We start from the raw sequence: 18,082 nt of genomic DNA on the forward strand, positions 1-18,082 counted from the left end.
GATCAGAGTTCAAGTTTCTGTTAGTTAATGCTCGAAATTTGAACTCTGGTGAATGAGACTCCATCAATGTAGTTGCTGGAATCTCACAAACTGGAAACAGGATCCTAAACCAAGCTGCCCGAATCAGTAAAATGATATCGGGTTTAACCGCCTAAATAATACTCGTACTTAACCATGGCCGAAAGACGCTACTTCGGAACAATTGATGAGGTGATTGAACCACCGAACCTCATCGAAGTTCAATCCAAGTCCTACGAGGACTTCCTTCAGAAAGATGTGCCTGCTACTCAGCGCATTGAGACTGGTCTTCAAGCAGTCCTCAAGGAAGTTTTCCCAATCAAGAGCTACGATGAGACCATCGAGCTAGACTTCAGTGCATATGACATTGAGGAGCCTAAAGCCACTGCGCTTGAGAGCCTTCAGACTGGAGAAAGCTTTAGTGCTGCTCTCTATGTTACCTTCAACTTGAAGGATGAGACTGGCACCAAAAAAGAGCGTGTGTACATGGGCGAATTGCCAATGATGACACGTCGAGGCACCTTCGTGATAAACGGTGCTGAGCGTGTGATCGTTTCACAGCTTCATCGTTCTCCGGGTATTTGCTTTGAGAAGTCTCTTCACCTTAATGGCAAAGAGCTCTTCAGCTTCCGTATTATTCCAGATCGCGGTTCTTGGCTTGAAACACAATTTGACACCAACGATCTTCTTTACGTCTACCTCGACCGTCGTCGCCGTAGAAGAAAGTTCCTTGCCACCACATTCCTTCGTGCACTTGGTTACCCAAGCAATCGCGAAATTTGTGAGCAATTTTACGCCATCAAGAAGCTCAAGCTTGCTGAAGAGATGGATGAAGAAGAGCTTGCATCAATGGTGCCTTTTGAAGACGTCATGGATGGCGAAGTTGTCGTTGCAAAGTGTTACGAGCCACTCACTATCGGTGTGGTGCGTCAGCTCCTTCCACTTGGTCTTAAGAACCTGGACGTGATTGACTCACGCGAAGACGAAGTACTCATCAAGTCCCTAAAGAAAGACCCATCACACGATGAAGAGTCTGCACTCAAGGACATCTACAAGAAGCTTCGCCCAGGCGATCCACCAACAGCCGCGAATGCTCGCGCACTTCTCAAGCGTCTCTTCTTTGATGACAAGAAGTATGACCTCACCCGTGTAGGCCGTTACAAGATCAACCAAAAGCTCGGCATCGAAGTCGAATCCTCGACCCGCACCATGGTGGGCGAAGATTTCCTCAATGCTACCAAGTACCTTCTCAAGCTGAAGAAGGGTGATGGTGTGCTGGATGATATTGATCACCTTGGCTCACGTCGTGTGCGTGCTGTAGGCGAACTTCTCGCTAACCAGTGCCGCGTAGGTCTTGCTCGTACCGAGCGTCTTGTGAAAGAGCGTATGACGCTCTTTGATGTGAACATCGAGGGTATGACCCCTCAGAAGCTAATTAACCCAAAGGCTCTCTCAGCGGTGGTTCGCGACTTCTTTGGTCGTTCCCAGCTTTCCCAGTTCATGGACCAGACGAACCCACTTGCAGAGCTTACGCACAAGCGTCGTCTCTCAGCACTTGGACCTGGTGGTTTGAACCGTGACCGTGCAGGCTTCGAAGTGCGTGACGTTCACCCGTCGCACTACGGACGTATTTGCCCGATTGAAACTCCTGAAGGTCCAAACATTGGTTTGATCAACTCGATGTGTACCTATGCGCGTATCAACGAGTTTGGTTTCATTGAGACACCATACCGCAAGGTGAAGAATGGTGTGGTTAGCAACGAGATTGAGTACGTCACTGCTGACCAGGAAGAAAGCTTCCTCATTGCTCAGGCGAACAACCCGATCGACAAGGGTGGTAAGTTCCTCAACGAACGCGTGACTGCTCGTGAGAGTGGTGGCGAATTCATTGAGGTTGAGCCATTGACAGTTGATTATATGGATGTTTCGCCAAAGCAACTTGTTTCTGTTGCTGCTGGATTGATTCCATTCCTCGAGCACGATGATGCGAACCGCGCCTTGATGGGCTCAAACATGCAACGTCAGGGTGTGCCGCTTCTCATCTCCGAAGCTCCGTTCGTGGGTACAGGTCTTGAAGCAAAAGCTGCTCAGGATTCCCGCGCAGTGGTAGTGTCGGAATCAGAAGGTGTGGTGGCCGCATCCACTGGTGAAGTCATCATCGTCACAAAAGATGGTGAGCTCCCAGTTACTGACAACGAGTTTCTCTCAGACAACACCGCGGTGAAGACTGACTTCAGTAAGGGTGTGTTTGTCTACCCACTGCGTAAGTTCATGCGTTCCAACGCAGGTACTTGCATGAACCAGAAGCCAGTAGTCCACCGTGGCGACAAGGTGAAGATTGGTTCTGTTCTCGCTGATGGTCCGAACACCCAAGGTGGTGAGCTCGCACTCGGCCGTAACGTTCTCGTGGCCTTCATGCCATGGAATGGATACAACTTCGAGGATGCTATTGTGATCTCCGAACGCGTGGTGAAGGAAGATGTGTACACATCCATCCACATCTCTGAGTACGAATGTGCTGCTCGTGATACCAAGCTCGGCCCTGAAGAAATCACTCGTGATATTCCAAACGTCGGTGAAGAGGCTCTCAAGAACCTCGACCACGACGGTATTGTACGCATTGGTGCAGAAGTGAAGCCTGGCGATATTCTCGTCGGTAAGATCACTCCGAAATCCGAAACTGAGCTCGCTCCAGAAGAACGCCTCCTACGTGCGATCTTCGGTGAGAAAGCTGCAGACGTGAAGGATACTTCACTCCGCGTGCCATCAGGCACCATCGGCATCGTTCAGGATATTCGCATCTCAACTCACGGACTCGCTCGCCGCAAAGGTGGTGACATGGATCCTGCTGAGATGAAGAAAAAGCTCAAGAAGATTGACGACGAGTACAAGAAGAAGAAAGACGCCCTCACGGACCAGCTCACTGAGCGTCTCTCCGACATCCTTCTCGGCGAAAAGATCCCACTCGATGTAGTGAATGCACAGTCAGGCGAAATCATCATCCCTGCGAACCGTAAGATCACCAAGACTCTCCTTCGTAAGCTTGCAGCGATCCACGATCACATCGAAATCGATCCATCACCGATCCGTAACAAGATCCTCGAAATCATTTCTACCTTCGAAGGTCGTTTCTCTGAGCTCGATACCGATCGCGAACGCCGTCTTGACCAAATGGAGTCAGGCGACGAAGTCGATCCAGGTGTGATCAAGGAAGTCAAAGTCTACGTCGCGAAGAAGCGCAAGCTCTCCGTGGGTGATAAGATGGCAGGTCGTCACGGTAACAAAGGTGTTGTCGCGACAATCGTACCTGAAGAAGATATGCCGTTCCTCGACGACGGAACTCCAGTGGACATTTGTTTGAACCCACTTGGTGTACCATCTCGAATGAACGTTGGTCAGGTTCTTGAAACCCACCTTGGTGTTGCAGCCAAGGCACTTGGATTCAATGTAGCCACACCGATTTTCGACGGTATCCCTGAAGCAAAAGTTTGGGACTTCATGTCCGAAGCTAAGAAAGTTGATGGATTCACTTGGATTGGAGACGGCAAGGACGGCTCCACAGGTGGTAAGTCCACTCTCTACGACGGTCGTACTGGCGAGGCATTCCACCAGCCAGTCGTGGTAGGTCAAATTTACATGCTGAAGCTCGGTCACCTTGTGGCTGACAAGATTCACGCACGTGCAGTTGGTCCGTACTCACTTGTTACCCAGCAGCCGCTCGGTGGTAAGGCTCAGTACGGTGGTCAGCGATTTGGTGAGATGGAGGTGTGGGCTCTCGAAGCCTACGGCGCCGCCTACACCCTACAGGAGATGCTTACAGTCAAGTCCGATGACGTTCAGGGCCGTACGCGAATCTATGAGGCGATTGTCAAAGGTGACAACAACCTCGAAGCTGGTACTCCAGAATCGTTTAACGTTCTCATGAAAGAGATGCAATCACTCGGTCTAGATGTTCGCCCAGGTAAGGGCTACGTCAAGGATTCCGAATCAGCTGCCCCTGGTGCTGACTTAGGATCTGACGACTTCTCACTCGATGATCTTACTCTCTAATCAACACGAAAAGTGGGCGGCAATCGCCGCCCCATATTCCCAATTACTAAAAACAAATAACAATTTACTAATAAAATGAGTGTTGAAACTAACTTGCGTGAACTATTCGGAGTCGACGAAAAGCCTGACTCATTCGATCACGTCGCTATCACCGTTGCGAATCCAGAGATCATCCGCGGATGGTCTAAGGGCGAGGTGAAGAACCCTGAAACAATCAATTATCGTACATTCAAGCCAGAGAAGGGTGGTCTCTTCTGTGAGCGTATTTTCGGTCCAACTCGCGACTGGGAGTGTGCTTGTGGTAAGTACAAGCGTATTAAGCATAAAGGCGTCGTTTGTGACCGCTGTGGTGTGGAGGTGACTCTCTCCCGCGTGCGTCGTGAGCGTATGGGCCACATCGAGCTCGCAGTGCCTGTGACTCACATTTGGTTCTACAAGTGTATGCCATCACGTATCGGCCTGATGCTCGATATGTCTGCGCGTCACCTTGAGCGTGTGATTTACTACGAAGACTTCATCGTTACTGAGCCAGGTGACACGCCACTTGAGCGCGGCCAGCTTCTCACTGAGCTTGAGCTTCGCGATGCTGAAGACGACTACGGCGAAGATTCATTCCGTGCTGCCATGGGTGCAGAAGCTCTCCAAGACCTTCTTTCCCAGTGTCAGCTGCAGGAAATGATCGTGGATCTTCAGGAAGAAATGGAGAACACACGTTCTAAGCAGACCATGAAGAAGCTCGCCAAGCGCCTTAAGCTTACGCAAGGCTTCCTTTCATCCAAGACTCGTCCAGAGTGGATGATCATGAATGTGCTTCCAGTGATCCCACCGGACCTTCGTCCATTGGTGCCACTTGAAGGTGGTCGCTTTGCTACTTCTGATCTCAACGACCTCTACCGTCGTGTGATCAACCGTAACAACCGCTTGATGAACCTTCTTCAGTTGAAGACACCTGAAGTGATTATCCGCAACGAGAAGCGCATGCTTCAAGAAGCGGTGGATGCACTCTTCGATAACGGCCGTCACGGTCGTGCTGTCACAGGTGCTGGTAACCGTGCGCTCAAGTCGCTCTCAGACATGCTCAAGGGCAAGGGCGGACGTTTCCGTCAGAACCTTCTTGGTAAGCGTGTGGATTACTCCGGTCGTTCTGTGATCGTGGTTGGTCCTGAGCTGAAACTTGGTCAGTGTGGTCTTCCTAAGAAGATGGCACTCACGCTCTTCGAACCATTCATTATCCGTCGTCTCAAGGAACTCGGCTACTGTCACACAGTGCGTTCTGCGAAGAAGATGATTGACCGTAAGACTACTGAGGTTTGGGACATCCTCGCTGAAGTGACCAAGGGTCACCCAGTGATGTTGAACCGTGCGCCGACACTTCACAGGCTCTCTATCCAGGCATTCGAGCCAGTATTGATTGAGGGTTCTGCGATCCGTGTGCACCCACTCGTATGTACTGCATACAATGCGGACTTTGATGGTGACCAAATGGCGGTACACGTACCACTTTCTGTAGAGGCTCAGATGGAAACGCGTCAGCTTATGCTTGCGCCAAACAACATCTTCTCACCTTCTTCAGGTAAGCCTATCACCACTCCTTCTCAGGATATTATTCTCGGTAACTACTATCTCACCTACAGCCGTATACGTACCGCTGTTGAGATCGAGGCAAACAAGGAGAAGCATCTCCCACTCTTCGAGAATACGACTGAAGTTGAATTCGCAATTGCATCCCGTAAGCTCCGTTACCACGACCTCATCCGTCTGCGTAACCCTGACTTCGGCAAGGATACTGTATACGGCGATAAGGAGCTCAAGATCATTGAGACCACTCCTGGCCGTGTGCGCTTCAACGAAATCTGGCCTGAGGGCGTAGGTTTCATCAACTTCACCGTTGGTAAGAAGCAAATTGGTGATGTGATTTGGCGTTGTTACCAGGCAGCTGGTAAGAACAACACCGTCTTGGCTCTCGATAGCCTCAAGACACTTGGCTTCACCGAGGCGACTCGCTCAGGCACATCCATTGGTCTTGTTGACATGGTGATCCCAGCTGAGAAGCCGGCAGAGCTTGCCAAGGCATATGAGGAAATCGATAAGGTTGACAAACTCTACCGCGACGGTGTCATCACCAACAACGAACGTTATCAGAAGGTGGTTGATATTTGGACCCACGCCACAGACAACATCGCGAATGCGGTATACCGTCAGATGGAGCACAAAGGTGGTGAATACTTGCCAAACCCACTCTTCATGATGGTTGACTCTGGTGCTCGTGGTAACAAGGCACAGATTAAGCAGCTTGCAGGTATGCGTGGTTTGATGGCCAAGCCATCTGGTGAAATCATCGAACGCCCAATTACCTCAAACTTCCGTGAAGGTCTCTCAGTACTTGAGTACTTCATTTCCACTCACGGTGCGCGTAAAGGTCTCGCGGATACAGCTCTCAAGACTGCTGACTCCGGTTACATGACTCGTAAGCTTGTGGACGTGTCTCAGGACGTGATCATCCATGAAAGAGATTGTGGCACCGTCAATGGTATCACTGTCGGCCCAATCTTCGATGGCGATGAGGAAGTGGCAACACTCCCAATGCGTATCTATGGTCGTACTTCTTGTGAAGAAGTGAAGGATCCAGTATCTGGCGAAGTGATCATCAACGTCAACGATATCATCAATGAAGATCAAGCGAAGCGTGTGGAAGACATTGGTCGCCAGACACTCAAGATTCGCTCAGTTCTTACTTGTGAAGCCGAACAAGGTTGTTGTGCTCTTTGCTATGGATTGAACCTCGCTACCGGCAAAATCGGTAAAGACGGTGAAGCCGTGGGGATTATTGCAGCTCAGTCTATCGGTGAGCCTGGTACACAGCTTACAATGCGTACCTTCCACGTTGGTGGTGTGGCTACCGCATCATTCAAGCAGCCAATCATCAAGGCAAAGTCTGGTGGTACTGTAGTTTACAAAGATCTCCGTACCGTTAAGGATGCAGATGGTAATTGGGTTGTTCTTAATAAGAAGGGCGCCGTGTCGATCCAGGATAAGAGTGGCCTCGAAGTAGAGGAACACGCACTGATCATTGGTTCCGTTATCTCCGTCAAGGATGGTGAAAAAGTGAAGAAGGGTGCTACCTTCGTGACTTGGGATCCATACAACGTACCAATTCTCACTGAGAAGCCTGGTAAGATTGAATTCCGCGACATGATCACGGGCATCACTGTTGGTAACGAGACTGATAAAGAGACCGGCAAGAAAGGTATGGTTATTACCGAACACAAAGAAGATCTTCACCCATCCATCGTGATTGTGGACGAAGCAACTTCCGAAGTGCTCGCCTCCTACCCAATTCCAGTTGGTGCTCACATCTCTGTAACTGAAGGCCAGATCATCGGTGGTGGTGGCCAGCTTGCGCGTACTCCGCGTAAGGCTGAAAAGACCAAAGACATTACTGGTGGTCTTCCACGTATTGCTGAGCTTTTCGAAGCCCGTCGTCCAAAGGACGCTTGTACGATCGCTAAGATCGACGGTGAAGTTTCCTTCGGCCCGAATGTGCGTGGTAAGAAGAAGGTGATTGTATCCAATGTCGAGACCGGTGAGTCCGCTGACCACCTCGTCCCAATGGGTAAGCACGTGACTGTTGCTGAAGGTGATATACTGAAGGCTGGTGATCAAATCACTGACGGTCCAGTGGCTCCGGAAGACCTCCTCGAGGCTTGTGGTGCACAGGAACTTCAGGAGCACCTCGTGAATGAAGTTCAGGAAGTTTACCGAGTCCAAGGTGTGGAGATCAACGATAAGCATATCGAGATCATCATCCGTCAGATGCTCCGTAAGGTGAAGATCACTGAAACTGGTGACACTGATTTCCTTTGGGGAGACCAGGTAGACCGCACCGCATTCAACCGAGCAAACCGCACAGTGACAGCACAGGGTGGTAAGCCGGCTGAAGGTGAAGCTGTACTCCTTGGTATCACCAAGGCGTCTCTTGAAACTGACTCCTTCATCTCTGCAGCATCCTTCCAGGACACCACACGAGTCCTCACAGAAGCTGCAACCCTCGGCCGCGTTGATACGCTCCAGGGCTTCAAGGAAAACGTGATCATGGGTCACCTCATTCCAGCAGGTACTGGCTTCAGAACACACAAGAGCTCACGCTTTGAGTTCACTGTTGAAGAGCCAGAGCCAGTGCAGGAGGAGTCCGCTGAAGAAGGCGCAGAGACTGCCTAAGCTGCGGTTCTCTAGCACATTCTAGCTAGCAACTATTTCAGCCCGTTTGAGCGCAATCGCTCAAACGGGCTTTTTTTCGTCTGTGATGCAGGAGCATCTGGCAAAGTGCTTAGCATAGGTAAAGTACCTAGATGGTGGCTTACTATTGCCAAGCTCGCTTTTTAGCCACTAATTCAGAACTATGGTTAGACTTTTCTAGCCTTAAAACAAATTAGCTGTTATATGGGAGACTATGATGAAATGGAGTGTCGGAATGATGGCATGCCTTTCGGCTGCTCTCTGGGCTAATCCAGCGGGAGAGTCACAGCCTGCAGGTGCTAGCTATGAGGAGGTTGAATGGGGGAAACTGCAAGGAGCTGCAGCTTCCTTTGTCGATGCATTTAATGAGCAGGATGCCAAAACACTGGCTGCCTTGTTTGCAGAGAATGGGGTGATTGAGCTCGGTCAGGATGTTTCGATCAAAGGCCGAGAAGCCATACACCTGTACTACCAAAATATTTTCGAGAGTAACCCAGGTGCAAAGATCGGAATGGAAGCCACTTCTGTGAAGTTCGAGTCACCAGAGCGCGTGATCGAACGAGGCGCACTAGTGATGCAGAATGACGATGAAACAAGCACCTTCTACTATGCCGCGATCGTAGCCAAGCAGGATGATGGTTCCTGGCGGATTGAAAATAGCCGCACTGTCCAGCCGGCGGAATCTTCGAGTAATGACGCCCTTGAATCTATTGAAGGGTTGATTGGTGAGTGGGTAGCGCAATTTGATGAGGCATCCTATAAAGTACAGTTCCGGTGGGACCCCTCTGGTGCATGGATGATTGGACAGGGGCGCTTCATTTCTCCAGGGATCGAGCCCGTGCGCACGACAACGAGAATTGGCTGGGATGATAAAGCTGGTCAGATCGTGTCTTGGTCATTTGATTCATTGGGTGGCTATTCTCACTCTACTTGGCGACGAGTTGAGGGGGTGTGGAACATGGATGCTGCTGGGGTGAACGCTGATGGTGAGTCCACCAAAAGCCTGCAGACAGTGTCAGTCGTGAAACCTGAGCAGATCGTCTGGAGCTTTACCAAGCGTGAAGTCGATGGTGCTCCACAAGATGATTTTAACATGCGGCTGGTGAAGTCACCGCCTAAGCCGTTTGCAAATAGAGAAGGAGGTGAACAATGAAGCGAATCAAAAGAAATACCAATCGATACACCTGGCTTCTATCGGTTCTTACCATGTTAGCCATTCCAGAGATTGACGCTCGAGGTCTAGGTAACCGAGGAGGAGGAGGTGGTGGTGGTGCTCGTGCTTCTGCCCGTGCTGCAGCACCACAGCGGAGCCATTCGCGTCCAGCACAGCGACCACAGAAGGTGCAGCGGAATCCGATGACGTCTTCACGACCGGCTCAGCGGCCCAATGTCAGTCGTCCTAGCACACGACCCTCAGTATCCAAGCCCACGACAAGGCCATCAACAAAGCCGGCGACTAGACCGCAAAGTCGTCCAACAACGCGGCCCTCGACTAAACCCTCGACGCGCCCATCTGTTGGAAACAATCAAAGACCTAGCACGCGTCCCTCGATCAAGCCTGGTGATAAGAAATACGCCAAGCCGTCGATTGGGCTAGATGGTAAACCCATTCAAGGGAAGCCTAGCGTGCGCCCTGAGCGCCCAAGTGGCGGAAAATTGGCTGATAAGCGGCCAGCGCAGAGACCGTCGATCGGCAAGCCCATCGCAAAGCCGCCGATTAGCAAGCGCCCGTCAATTGGCAATGGCAAGCGAGCCGACTGGAGCAAGCGCCCAGGTGTCGGACATCGCCCGGGAGGCGGACGTGTGAACATTGGCAATAACGTGGACATCAACTTCTCACGTAATGTGAATTGGTCTGTGAATAGTCGCCATTGGGGCGGTCGACCATGGTGGGGTTGTGGAGCTTATTACCCATGGCACCGTGGCCATTGGCATTACGGATGGGGCAGATACCCATACTATTACCGTCCAGGGCGGGTGATTGCCTGGGGCTTGGTAGGATGGGGAATTGGTAACTTGATCTTCAACTGCGGTTACCATTCATACTATAATCCGTACCCTACTCAGACGGTGGTCGTATACAACAATAGTGGCTCTAGCACGGTAGACTATGCTCAGCCAGTGACTCAATCTGCCGAGCAAGCTGTGGAGCAACGTTCGGGTATGACCGAGGCGGAGAGTGACAATGTCGCAGAGAAGGCCTCCAAGGCATTTGATGCTGCTCGTGATGCCTTCAAGAAGAAGGATTATCTCACCGCGTTGAAAAAGACAGACGAAGCAATTAGCTTTGATCCAGGAGAAACTGTGCAGCATGAGTTTCGAGCTCTGTGCCTTTTTGCATTACAGAAGTATGGTGATGCGGCATCCGTGTTGCATTCGTTACTTTCTTCAAGTCCGGGTTGGGGTTGGGAGACTATGATCGACCAATACGATTCGTCGACCACCTACGAAAACCAGCTCAGAGCATTGGAGGATTATGCTACGAAAACTCCGGGTTCCGCTGAGGCGCATTTCTTGCTCGGGTATCACTTCATGACTGCTGGTCACTTTGATCAAGCGAGTGACGCTTTTGCTAAGGTGGTGGATCTTCAGCCAAAGGACAGCGTGGCGGCACAGTTGTTGAGGCTTACGCAAAATACCACAGATGGTGATGGTGAAACAAAAGCAGCGAAGTCTTCAGGCAAGGAGTATCGTCCTCCAGCCCTTGAATCGCTGCAAGGTGAATGGAAAGCCAAGACCGATAAAGGGACCATCACTCTAAGCATCGACAAGGATAACAAGTTTGTCTGGCTCTATGATGATGGTACGCAACCATTCAAAATGGAGGGTGAAGCTAGCATGGATGAAGGACTTCTGGTTCTTAGCGATACAGAGAGCCAAATGGTCGCCGCTATTGAAATGAAGGATGATCAAACACTCAACTTCCTGATCGCGGGCGGAACCGAAGGGGATCCTGGTATCGACTTCAAGAAAGCATCATAGATGCGAATACGTTTCTCATAGTAGTGTGTAATAACAAAATGAGGCACCTCGTCCAACGGGGTGCCTCATTGATGTTATAAAGAATAGCTCAGAGCGTTATAGCTGATCAATTGCGTCTGCGCAGAATTGTGACCACGTTTCGAGGCGATCGTAGATCGCCGTGTTGATTTCAGAAGGGGCGCTGAGCTGGAGATCGACGATGGCGTCCTCATTTGAACGCACATTGGAGCCAGTGACGTCAAATAAGTGGACCACTCCTAGGTGGACCTTCCCTACTTCATTCGAGTCGTCATTGAGTAGACCAATGATTTTCTGTGTGTACGTGCCGTCGATCACCACTTCTTCAGCGATCTCACGTTCGACGCCAGCCATGTATGTCTCATAGCCAAGGTGGTCTTCGCGTTCGTCTTCAGGGTTAATGTGTCCGCCGATTCCCATGGAACGCTTGGCGTGGAGCCGAGCCTCTCCACCAGCTTTGCCTCGAGAATAGTGTACGAATTTACCATTGAGGCGAATCAGCACATAGGGGATGAGCTGTTTGTGGCTGGGATCCTCTTCCGCGGCTCCACGATCCATAAAGAAGTTATTCTTCGGATCTAAGATAACCGGAAGATAGCTGTCGACGTCTGTAGATAGCCCTTGAAAAGAACCCAGCTCGTCAAACTGTGAGCGTGTGATCACGAGCACTTGCTCGCCCTTGTAGTCTTTGCCCATGGATTATGCAGATTGAGATTTGATGAGCTTGGCAATCTGCTGGATGTCTCCATCTGCAGCCCAAACGTGCCGAAGAAAGTCAGCTGGGTGGAGATTGCCATGTTTCCTGAGGAAGTTGCGGTCGCCACCGCAAGAATACATGATGTCCGGATCGAGCTCGCCGCGGAGTTTATGCTCAGCTTTGGCGATGATGCGTGGGAGGTATCGGATCCCGTCGAATTCTTCATTCTTTGCTGGAAGGTCACTTGGGCTGATCTCATGCTCACTCAACACCCCGCTTTGCATCACATTGAGGTAGTCCCGACGCACTGCCGCTATGAGGAGTGCTGTGGATTCTGTTGGTTCACCTGCATCTGCTAGGTCTTCCACGAAATCGAATAACTCACGCGGCTTGTACCCGATACTCTCTAGAAAGGCTAAATCGTCTTCACTGTAGTAGGACTCAAAGTCCATGTTGCCGCTTCGAAATGCTTCGATACAGCGGCGGAATAGTTTGAGAAAATTGTCATTCCAAGTCATAGCGATAATGTGCAACTCTGATAGAGTTCTGTCAATCTTGGAGAAATCCACCTAAATATCTTACGTTGGAGATAGATTGTTTTTTCTTGATGAAAGTGAGGTTAAGCGTATAGCTTACGAATGCTTAATTTCGTGTTTTAGGATTTTTCTGCCATTGTTGTGACAATAATGGCGTTGAATTATCGCATCAATCCCATACCTCCAATGTGGTACGAAACGTGCTGATAATAAGAGAATCTCACAATGCTGGAATATTTGTGTACGATTTGAGTCAAACCCAATATGACCCTACCCTCGATCTTAGGATCGAAGAATAAATACAAACCTATGAAACAAGCCGATAAACCTGTAAAACTCACCGCATTTGTAAAAAAACAATACCAGCGCCTCCTCGACCTTCGGGACGAAATGGTAGATACTACCGCCGGAAAGACTCAGGACACACTCCGAAGTCATCCAGAGGGGAGTGAAGCAACTGGATCCGGTGAGCACTCAGGTGATGCAGGAAGTGATGCCTATGACCGCGATTTGGCGCTCAGTATCCTTTCCAAAGAGCACGATGCGCTCTACGAAATCGAACAAGCGATCCTTCGGGTGGAAAATGGCGTCTACGGCATTTGCGAAATGTCTGGCCAAAAAATCCCAAACACACGACTCGAGGCGATTCCATTCTGCCGCCTCACCATCGAATGTCAGGAGCTATGGGAAGAAAAGCACGGTAAGAACCGCTACCGCCGCTCTGATGAATCCGGCTTCTCAGGGCTTACTCTCTAAGATCTCTTAAGTAAATCGATCCTTTTAGCACCCTCAGAAATCAATGATTTCAGAGGGTGCTTATTTTTTACCGATGAATGACTTAGATCATGTGAATCCTGTTGGATTTCACGTTCTTGAGAAAAAAAGAATCAGTTTGACTTGACGATGTCGTGGAATTCGGTAGGTTGCGCCCCCCGAATCGAATCAATTTAAGAACCATGCCACGCGATATCATCATCCTCGAATGCACTGAAGCACGCGCAGAAGGTAAGTCACCTTCTCGCTACACATCCACACGCAACAAGAAGAGTCTCAACACGCCAGGTCGTCTTGAGAAGGTCAAGTACAACCCAGCACTTCGCCGCCGTACTCTTCACCGTGAGCTTCGCTAATTCGTAGCATTCGCAAACACTCAAATTTTATTATATCATGTCCACTGAACCAAAAACAGTAGAGCGCCGCATTGCTTTCCGTAAAGCAAACCGCTGCATGACTCGTCGTCGTATCGACCTCCCAGCTGAGCAGATCGACTACAAGAACACCGACATCCTTTCTAAATTCACTTCTGAGACTGGCAAGATTTTGCCACGTCGTGTTACAGGAGTATCTGCAAAGCTGCACCGCAAGATCACACGCGAAATCAAGCGTGCTCGTTCCTGCAACCTTCTTCCATAATATTTGGAAGATAGGGTGTTGATACCAGATTAATGGTTTTTTGTGAGCTAGCCTAACGTCACTGTGGGCTAGCTCATTTGTTTTTAATTTTTGCATCATCATTGTCATGCCAGCGAGTATTCAAGAATTGAAGGACACTCAAAACGAGCGCGATGAACGTAACATCGCGATCGACAGAGTGGGGGTGAAGGCCCTTAAGTTCCCCGTAGAAGTTCGGGAAAAAGAAGGCGGCAGCCAGCGCACCGTAGCGACTACTGCGCTAGCAGTTGATTTGCCTGAGCACTTCAAAGGCACTCACATGAGCCGCTTTGTCGAGGTGCTGAATAGCCATGGCAATTGCCTCGACGTGCGTGAAATGAAGACGGTGCCAGAGGAATTACTCGGCCGGCTTGAGGCGTCTCGCGCACATGTGGAATTTGAATTCCCATTTTTCCGGGTGAAGCCTGCCCCAGTCACAGGCAAAGGCGGTGTGCTCGATTATACCGTGAAGTTTGAAGTGGAAGCCTGTGCCAATGGTGATTCGGACTTTATTTGTACAGTCATGGTTCCAGTGGCCACCCTCTGTCCGTGCTCTAAGGCAATTTCAGAATATGGAGCACACAACCAACGTGGCTTGGTGACTTTCTCCGTGCGCGCCAAACAACCAATCTGGGTGGAAGACTTGATCGACCTTGTAGAGAGTTCCGCGAGCTGCGAGCTCTACAGTCTGCTCAAGCGACCTGATGAAAAGTACGTTACAGAGCGGGCCTATGAAAATCCTGTTTTTGTCGAGGACCTGGTTCGAAACATCGCTGGTAAGGCGAATCAACAGGACAATATTGTTTGGTACAAGGTTGAAGCAGAAAACTTCGAATCCATTCACAATCACAATGCCTATGCCATGATTGAAAAGGCTTCTGCCTCCTAAATCAGGGATTCAGTCATGCTGATTCTAAATGCCAAAGTAAGCGGGTTTTCCTGTACTTTGGCATTTTTGTTGTCACGAGCCTGAAAGTTTAGAGTTGAATCGTTTTCTTACTCTTGCTAGTAATCGGGTTATCACTTTATGAAAAAATCGTTGGTTCATCCGACGCTGTACGGCACGCATACAGCAAAAGCTTTCCCCCAAGCGAGTCATAGAAGAGGAAGCTTTTTGGTGGAGTCCAGCATTTCCTTGTTCCTTCTTGTGGCTATTTCAATGGTGCTTTTTAATGCATCCATGAATATCCTGAAGCCCCGCAATTGGGTGATGCAGCAAAACTTAGTGGATGCCTTTCTTTCCACCGAAGTTGCCGCGGCGAGCCGGGTGGATTTTGACACTATCGCAGCGGGTACGTCTAATTGGGGGGCGGGGAACGCAGCAGCAGCGGCTATCGCTGATGCCGCCACGACAAATAATGTGCAGATGGGGCTCTTGCCTGGCTTTGTTGCTGGGGGAGCGGGGCGTGCGTACACCGCGACCGTGTACCGTCTGAGAATTCCCATTCAAGCGAATGCTGCAGCTGCTACTTTCTTGCCTGCTGCAGGTGGCTTTCTTGATATGTCGAGCATGGGGATTCGATGTTACGAGCTTCAGACTCACGTGGTGTATAGCCTAGATGGAACCAACTATGTGAAATCCCGTTCCGTAATCAGATCGCAATAAAATCGGATGATGAAAATTTCAAAGAAAAGAAAAGGCTACACTTTGATTGAGCTCACGGTAGTGATGGTTTTGGTGATGTTGATTGCCACTGCCACTCTCGGACTCTTTCAGCAACAGATTCAGTTTTTAAACTGGTGGAATACTCAGAAGTTTATTGGTGAAGATGCGCCATTCGCCAATAGCATGATTGTACGTGTGTTCTCAAAGGCAGATGAATTTAAAATTTATGCAGACCAAGCGACTGCGCTGGGCGGTACCGGTGTAGGGACTACAGCCGGTGGCGCTGTCATCATGTTGGGGTTTTCTCAAGCGGATGGATCGAAAGACTATGGCCTGATCGCTTACGATGCCGCTAATGATCGGGTCGACTTTCATGTGTTGAATGCGACTGCGACTGGGATTGACTCATCGTGGACGATCGTCAGTGGAGTTGCGAATGCTAGCTTTGATGTGGTGGGGGGAGTGATGCAGCTTCAGCTCACGGGTTCCTACGGTGGACAAGTAACTTACGCAGCAAATCCAAGCCTATGAAGATTCAAAAATACCAACGCCGTGGAATGGTCACCTTGTTGAATGTGGTGGTCATTGGTGGGTTCTTGCTTGGAATGATGGCGGTGGTTTACCGTGCATCGATTCGCTCGGTCGAGGGGCAGAAGAAAGTGCAACTCTTGATCGACTATGAAGCTCGTCAGCAATCACTACTTAGATCACTCGTGACGCTCACGCCGCAATTTGCCGCGAATACCATGATGGATAATTCAAGTGGAGATGCCTCTGCAACGTTCGCGGGGATGTTCACAACGGCTGGTAATATGGCAAAACTGGGCGAGGTGCTTACTGCACAAGAGCGCATAGATATGGGCTTTGGTGGCATGCGCAGCGGAAATAAGGGTGATGCGGGCGCTGCGTATAATATCACTGATTTCATTGGAGGTGGACTGGCTACAGTTGCGAGTGGGGTGCGTGGCGGAGTGCAACCTGCAGGGTATCCACCAGTGATGGGGTTTGCTGGGGCTAATAATACCGGTGTTGCGCCAGAGTTGAGCAGTAATGCTACCTATGTGGGCACTGGAATTGCTAGTCGTGGAGGTCTTGTTGATTTTGCGATGCTTACATACCCAGATATCCATTTCGGGTATAAGAATCCCGGAGCCAATTTTATAACGCGCCAGAATTGGTGGCAGCTCTACGTACATCCTCGCAGAGCTGATCTCGCTACGGTTGGGCTAGGGACTGCTGGAATGGCGATGAACCAAAGTCGTTATGAGTATATTTTATCAGTGTATGAGATACCTTCTCAGCTGGCTATTAGTGCTGCCGCTTTCATTGATATTGGAACAAATGTCACTGTAGCAGATACAGTAGGAGCAGGGAATGATGTGGTGGTGCAAGGGAATGTATTTGCAAAGGGGGCCAATGTAGCTCAAGGGGCGATTGCATCGATAGCGACAACTCAAGGCGCGACACTTGCTGCAGGAACAACGGTTGGGGGGCAAGCATTGGCAGCCACTCAAGGTGCTAATGCGAAAGAGGTCTACGAAGCGGCAAATCAAGCGTTTTACCCGATATCCAAAGCATCTGATTACGCTAGGTCACTCTTTGTACCGATTAACCCAGGCTTTGCATTCTTCGATCGCTTTGCGAATGTGGCTGCTGGTACTAACATGTACAGTGCCGACACTTGGTATGATTACTCACGTGGGTGCAATCAGTGTGTGATGCGCTTAGATGTTGTCGAAACAGATCTAGCTGGCAACCCGATCACATTGCAATACTCAACCGCTGGTGGTGCTTTTGGCACATTCATCTGTAAGGGGACTAGTACCTTCAGAGGTGGAGCATTTGTCGAATGGCCTGACGTAGGGGATTTAGACTTTAACACCTTTCCGTTTGAGTCGACGTTAAATAACGCAGGGACTGCTGCATTGGCTATCCATTTAGATCGTATTGAGGCGTGGTTACAGACAGTGGATGGTGGAGCTGTGGCCCTTGCGAATATCCCTGATTACGATTCGATTGTGATCAATGCTGACGATACCATTGTAGGCGGGAATGCGGTTGCGCCTACCCAAAATGTGAGCCCGGTTACAGTCCAATTATATGGAGGAGATGATTTGAGTGGCTTCACTAACGGATTTAGTATTGTTAGTAGTTATGAATTAGAGATTCTCGACAATTTCAATAACACTCCAGTCACTCCTGGAGGTACAGATTACCCACCCACATCGATCTTTGCTCCTGTTGTACGTTATGGTGTGGGAGGAGCTGTGGGTACTGTAGGTACTGTGAATGTGGTAGGAGGAATTTCTAGCCTCAATACGACATCCACCGCAAACACTAGAGTGGATATTTTCCAGTTTGAAGATTTGGAAGGAGGAGCTGTAGGTAATGTGACAGCTGAGCTGGATACAATAAACACCTTAGATCAGCTTCCTCCGGTCAATATGATGAATTGGTTGGTGGTGATTCAGAAGCAAGGGATGTGACCGGGCTTCAGTTGGCATGGAT

14 protein-coding genes are annotated in these 18,082 nt (G+C 49.8%); 11 read left to right on the forward strand and 3 right to left on the reverse strand.

Going from position 1 to position 18,082, the window contains the following annotated elements; genetic code table 11:
- Nucleotides 1-174: 174 nt before the first annotated feature.
- The 3 genes from rpoB to F454_RS0108055 all read left to right on the forward strand — a co-directional run bounded on the left by rpoB (nucleotide 175) and on the right by F454_RS0108055 (nucleotide 9,457).
- The gene (rpoB, locus tag F454_RS0108045; RefSeq protein ID WP_018970134.1) at nucleotides 175-4,068 is read left to right on the forward strand and encodes a DNA-directed RNA polymerase subunit beta; all 3,894 of its coding nucleotides are present in this window, start codon (nucleotides 175-177) and stop codon (nucleotides 4,066-4,068) included.
- 75 nt (nucleotides 4,069-4,143) lie between these two features.
- Nucleotides 4,144-8,286 carry a DNA-directed RNA polymerase subunit beta' gene (rpoC, locus tag F454_RS0108050; RefSeq protein ID WP_018970135.1) on the forward strand — a complete coding sequence of 1,381 codons (4,143 nt, stop codon included), beginning with the start codon at nucleotides 4,144-4,146 and terminating at the stop codon, nucleotides 8,284-8,286.
- 232 nt (nucleotides 8,287-8,518) lie between these two features.
- Nucleotides 8,519-9,457, forward strand: a complete 939-nt coding sequence (locus tag F454_RS0108055; RefSeq protein ID WP_083912937.1) for a YybH family protein — start codon at nucleotides 8,519-8,521, stop codon at nucleotides 9,455-9,457.
- 48 nt (nucleotides 9,458-9,505) lie between these two features.
- Here F454_RS0108055 and F454_RS16340 read toward each other — a convergent pair whose 3' ends face one another.
- A complete protein-coding gene (locus F454_RS16340) occupies nucleotides 9,506-9,673 on the reverse strand; it encodes a hypothetical protein (protein ID WP_156817197.1) in 168 nt (55 codons plus the stop codon).
- A 257-nt stretch (nucleotides 9,674-9,930) separates the two neighbouring features.
- Here F454_RS16340 and F454_RS0108065 point away from each other — a divergent pair, with 257 nt between their 5' ends.
- Complete coding sequence (locus tag F454_RS0108065; RefSeq protein WP_018970138.1) at nucleotides 9,931-11,286, forward strand: tetratricopeptide repeat protein; 1,356 nt, start codon at nucleotides 9,931-9,933, stop codon at nucleotides 11,284-11,286.
- A gap of 96 nt (nucleotides 11,287-11,382) precedes the next feature.
- Here F454_RS0108065 and F454_RS0108070 read toward each other — a convergent pair whose 3' ends face one another.
- Complete coding sequence (locus F454_RS0108070) at nucleotides 11,383-12,000, reverse strand: hypothetical protein (RefSeq protein WP_018970139.1); 618 nt, start codon at nucleotides 11,998-12,000, stop codon at nucleotides 11,383-11,385.
- A gap of 3 nt (nucleotides 12,001-12,003) precedes the next feature.
- Nucleotides 12,004-12,519: a hypothetical protein gene (locus F454_RS0108075; protein WP_018970140.1), complete on the reverse strand. Its 516-nt coding sequence runs from the start codon at nucleotides 12,517-12,519 to the stop codon at nucleotides 12,004-12,006.
- A 327-nt stretch (nucleotides 12,520-12,846) separates the two neighbouring features.
- On the opposite strand from F454_RS0108075, the gene F454_RS15760 reads away from it, so the two are divergent.
- The 7 genes from F454_RS15760 (at nucleotide 12,847) to F454_RS0108110 (ending at nucleotide 18,060) form a co-directional block, all read left to right on the forward strand.
- The gene (locus tag F454_RS15760) at nucleotides 12,847-13,293 is read left to right on the forward strand and encodes a TraR/DksA family transcriptional regulator (protein WP_018970141.1); all 447 of its coding nucleotides are present in this window, start codon (nucleotides 12,847-12,849) and stop codon (nucleotides 13,291-13,293) included.
- A 200-nt stretch (nucleotides 13,294-13,493) separates the two neighbouring features.
- Nucleotides 13,494-13,667: a 50S ribosomal protein L33 gene (gene rpmG / locus F454_RS0108085; protein ID WP_018970142.1), complete on the forward strand. Its 174-nt coding sequence runs from the start codon at nucleotides 13,494-13,496 to the stop codon at nucleotides 13,665-13,667.
- A gap of 37 nt (nucleotides 13,668-13,704) precedes the next feature.
- Nucleotides 13,705-13,950 (forward strand): 30S ribosomal protein S18, encoded by a 246-nt coding sequence (gene rpsR / locus F454_RS0108090; RefSeq protein WP_018970143.1) that lies wholly within the window; start codon nucleotides 13,705-13,707, stop codon nucleotides 13,948-13,950.
- Nucleotides 13,951-14,056: 106 nt separating this feature from the next.
- Nucleotides 14,057-14,857 carry a GTP cyclohydrolase FolE2 gene (folE2, locus tag F454_RS0108095; protein ID WP_018970144.1) on the forward strand — a complete coding sequence of 267 codons (801 nt, stop codon included), beginning with the start codon at nucleotides 14,057-14,059 and terminating at the stop codon, nucleotides 14,855-14,857.
- A gap of 291 nt (nucleotides 14,858-15,148) precedes the next feature.
- A complete protein-coding gene (locus tag F454_RS0108100; protein WP_156817198.1) occupies nucleotides 15,149-15,574 on the forward strand; it encodes a hypothetical protein in 426 nt (141 codons plus the stop codon).
- Between the two features lie 6 nt (nucleotides 15,575-15,580).
- Entirely contained in the window at nucleotides 15,581-16,105 is a 525-nt protein-coding gene (locus F454_RS0108105) for a prepilin-type N-terminal cleavage/methylation domain-containing protein (RefSeq protein ID WP_018970146.1), read from the forward strand.
- 26 nt (nucleotides 16,106-16,131) lie between these two features.
- Nucleotides 16,132-18,060, forward strand: coding sequence for a hypothetical protein (locus F454_RS0108110; RefSeq protein ID WP_156817199.1), 1,929 nt, complete (start codon nucleotides 16,132-16,134; stop codon nucleotides 18,058-18,060).
- The last annotated feature ends 22 nt before the right edge of the window (nucleotides 18,061-18,082 follow it).

This window comes from Rubritalea marina DSM 17716 (assembly GCF_000378105.1).
Lineage (GTDB): Bacteria > Verrucomicrobiota > Verrucomicrobiia > Verrucomicrobiales > Akkermansiaceae > Rubritalea > Rubritalea marina.

Coding starts and splice junctions, on each gene's coding strand:
- rpoB (WP_018970134.1), top strand. CDS start 175: ATGGCCGAAAGACGCTACTTCGGAACAATTGATGAGGTGATTGAACCA.
- rpoC (WP_018970135.1), top strand. CDS start 4,144: ATGAGTGTTGAAACTAACTTGCGTGAACTATTCGGAGTCGACGAAAAG.
- F454_RS0108055 (WP_083912937.1), top strand. CDS start 8,519: ATGATGAAATGGAGTGTCGGAATGATGGCATGCCTTTCGGCTGCTCTC.
- F454_RS0108075 (WP_018970140.1), bottom strand. CDS start 12,519: ATGACTTGGAATGACAATTTTCTCAAACTATTCCGCCGCTGTATCGAA.
- rpmG (WP_018970142.1), top strand. CDS start 13,494: ATGCCACGCGATATCATCATCCTCGAATGCACTGAAGCACGCGCAGAA.
- F454_RS0108110 (WP_156817199.1), top strand. CDS start 16,132: ATGGTCACCTTGTTGAATGTGGTGGTCATTGGTGGGTTCTTGCTTGGA.
- rpsR (WP_018970143.1), top strand. CDS start 13,705: ATGTCCACTGAACCAAAAACAGTAGAGCGCCGCATTGCTTTCCGTAAA.
- F454_RS0108100 (WP_156817198.1), top strand. CDS start 15,149: ATGAATATCCTGAAGCCCCGCAATTGGGTGATGCAGCAAAACTTAGTG.
- F454_RS15760 (WP_018970141.1), top strand. CDS start 12,847: ATGAAACAAGCCGATAAACCTGTAAAACTCACCGCATTTGTAAAAAAA.
- F454_RS0108105 (WP_018970146.1), top strand. CDS start 15,581: ATGATGAAAATTTCAAAGAAAAGAAAAGGCTACACTTTGATTGAGCTC.
- folE2 (WP_018970144.1), top strand. CDS start 14,057: ATGCCAGCGAGTATTCAAGAATTGAAGGACACTCAAAACGAGCGCGAT.
- F454_RS0108070 (WP_018970139.1), bottom strand. CDS start 12,000: ATGGGCAAAGACTACAAGGGCGAGCAAGTGCTCGTGATCACACGCTCA.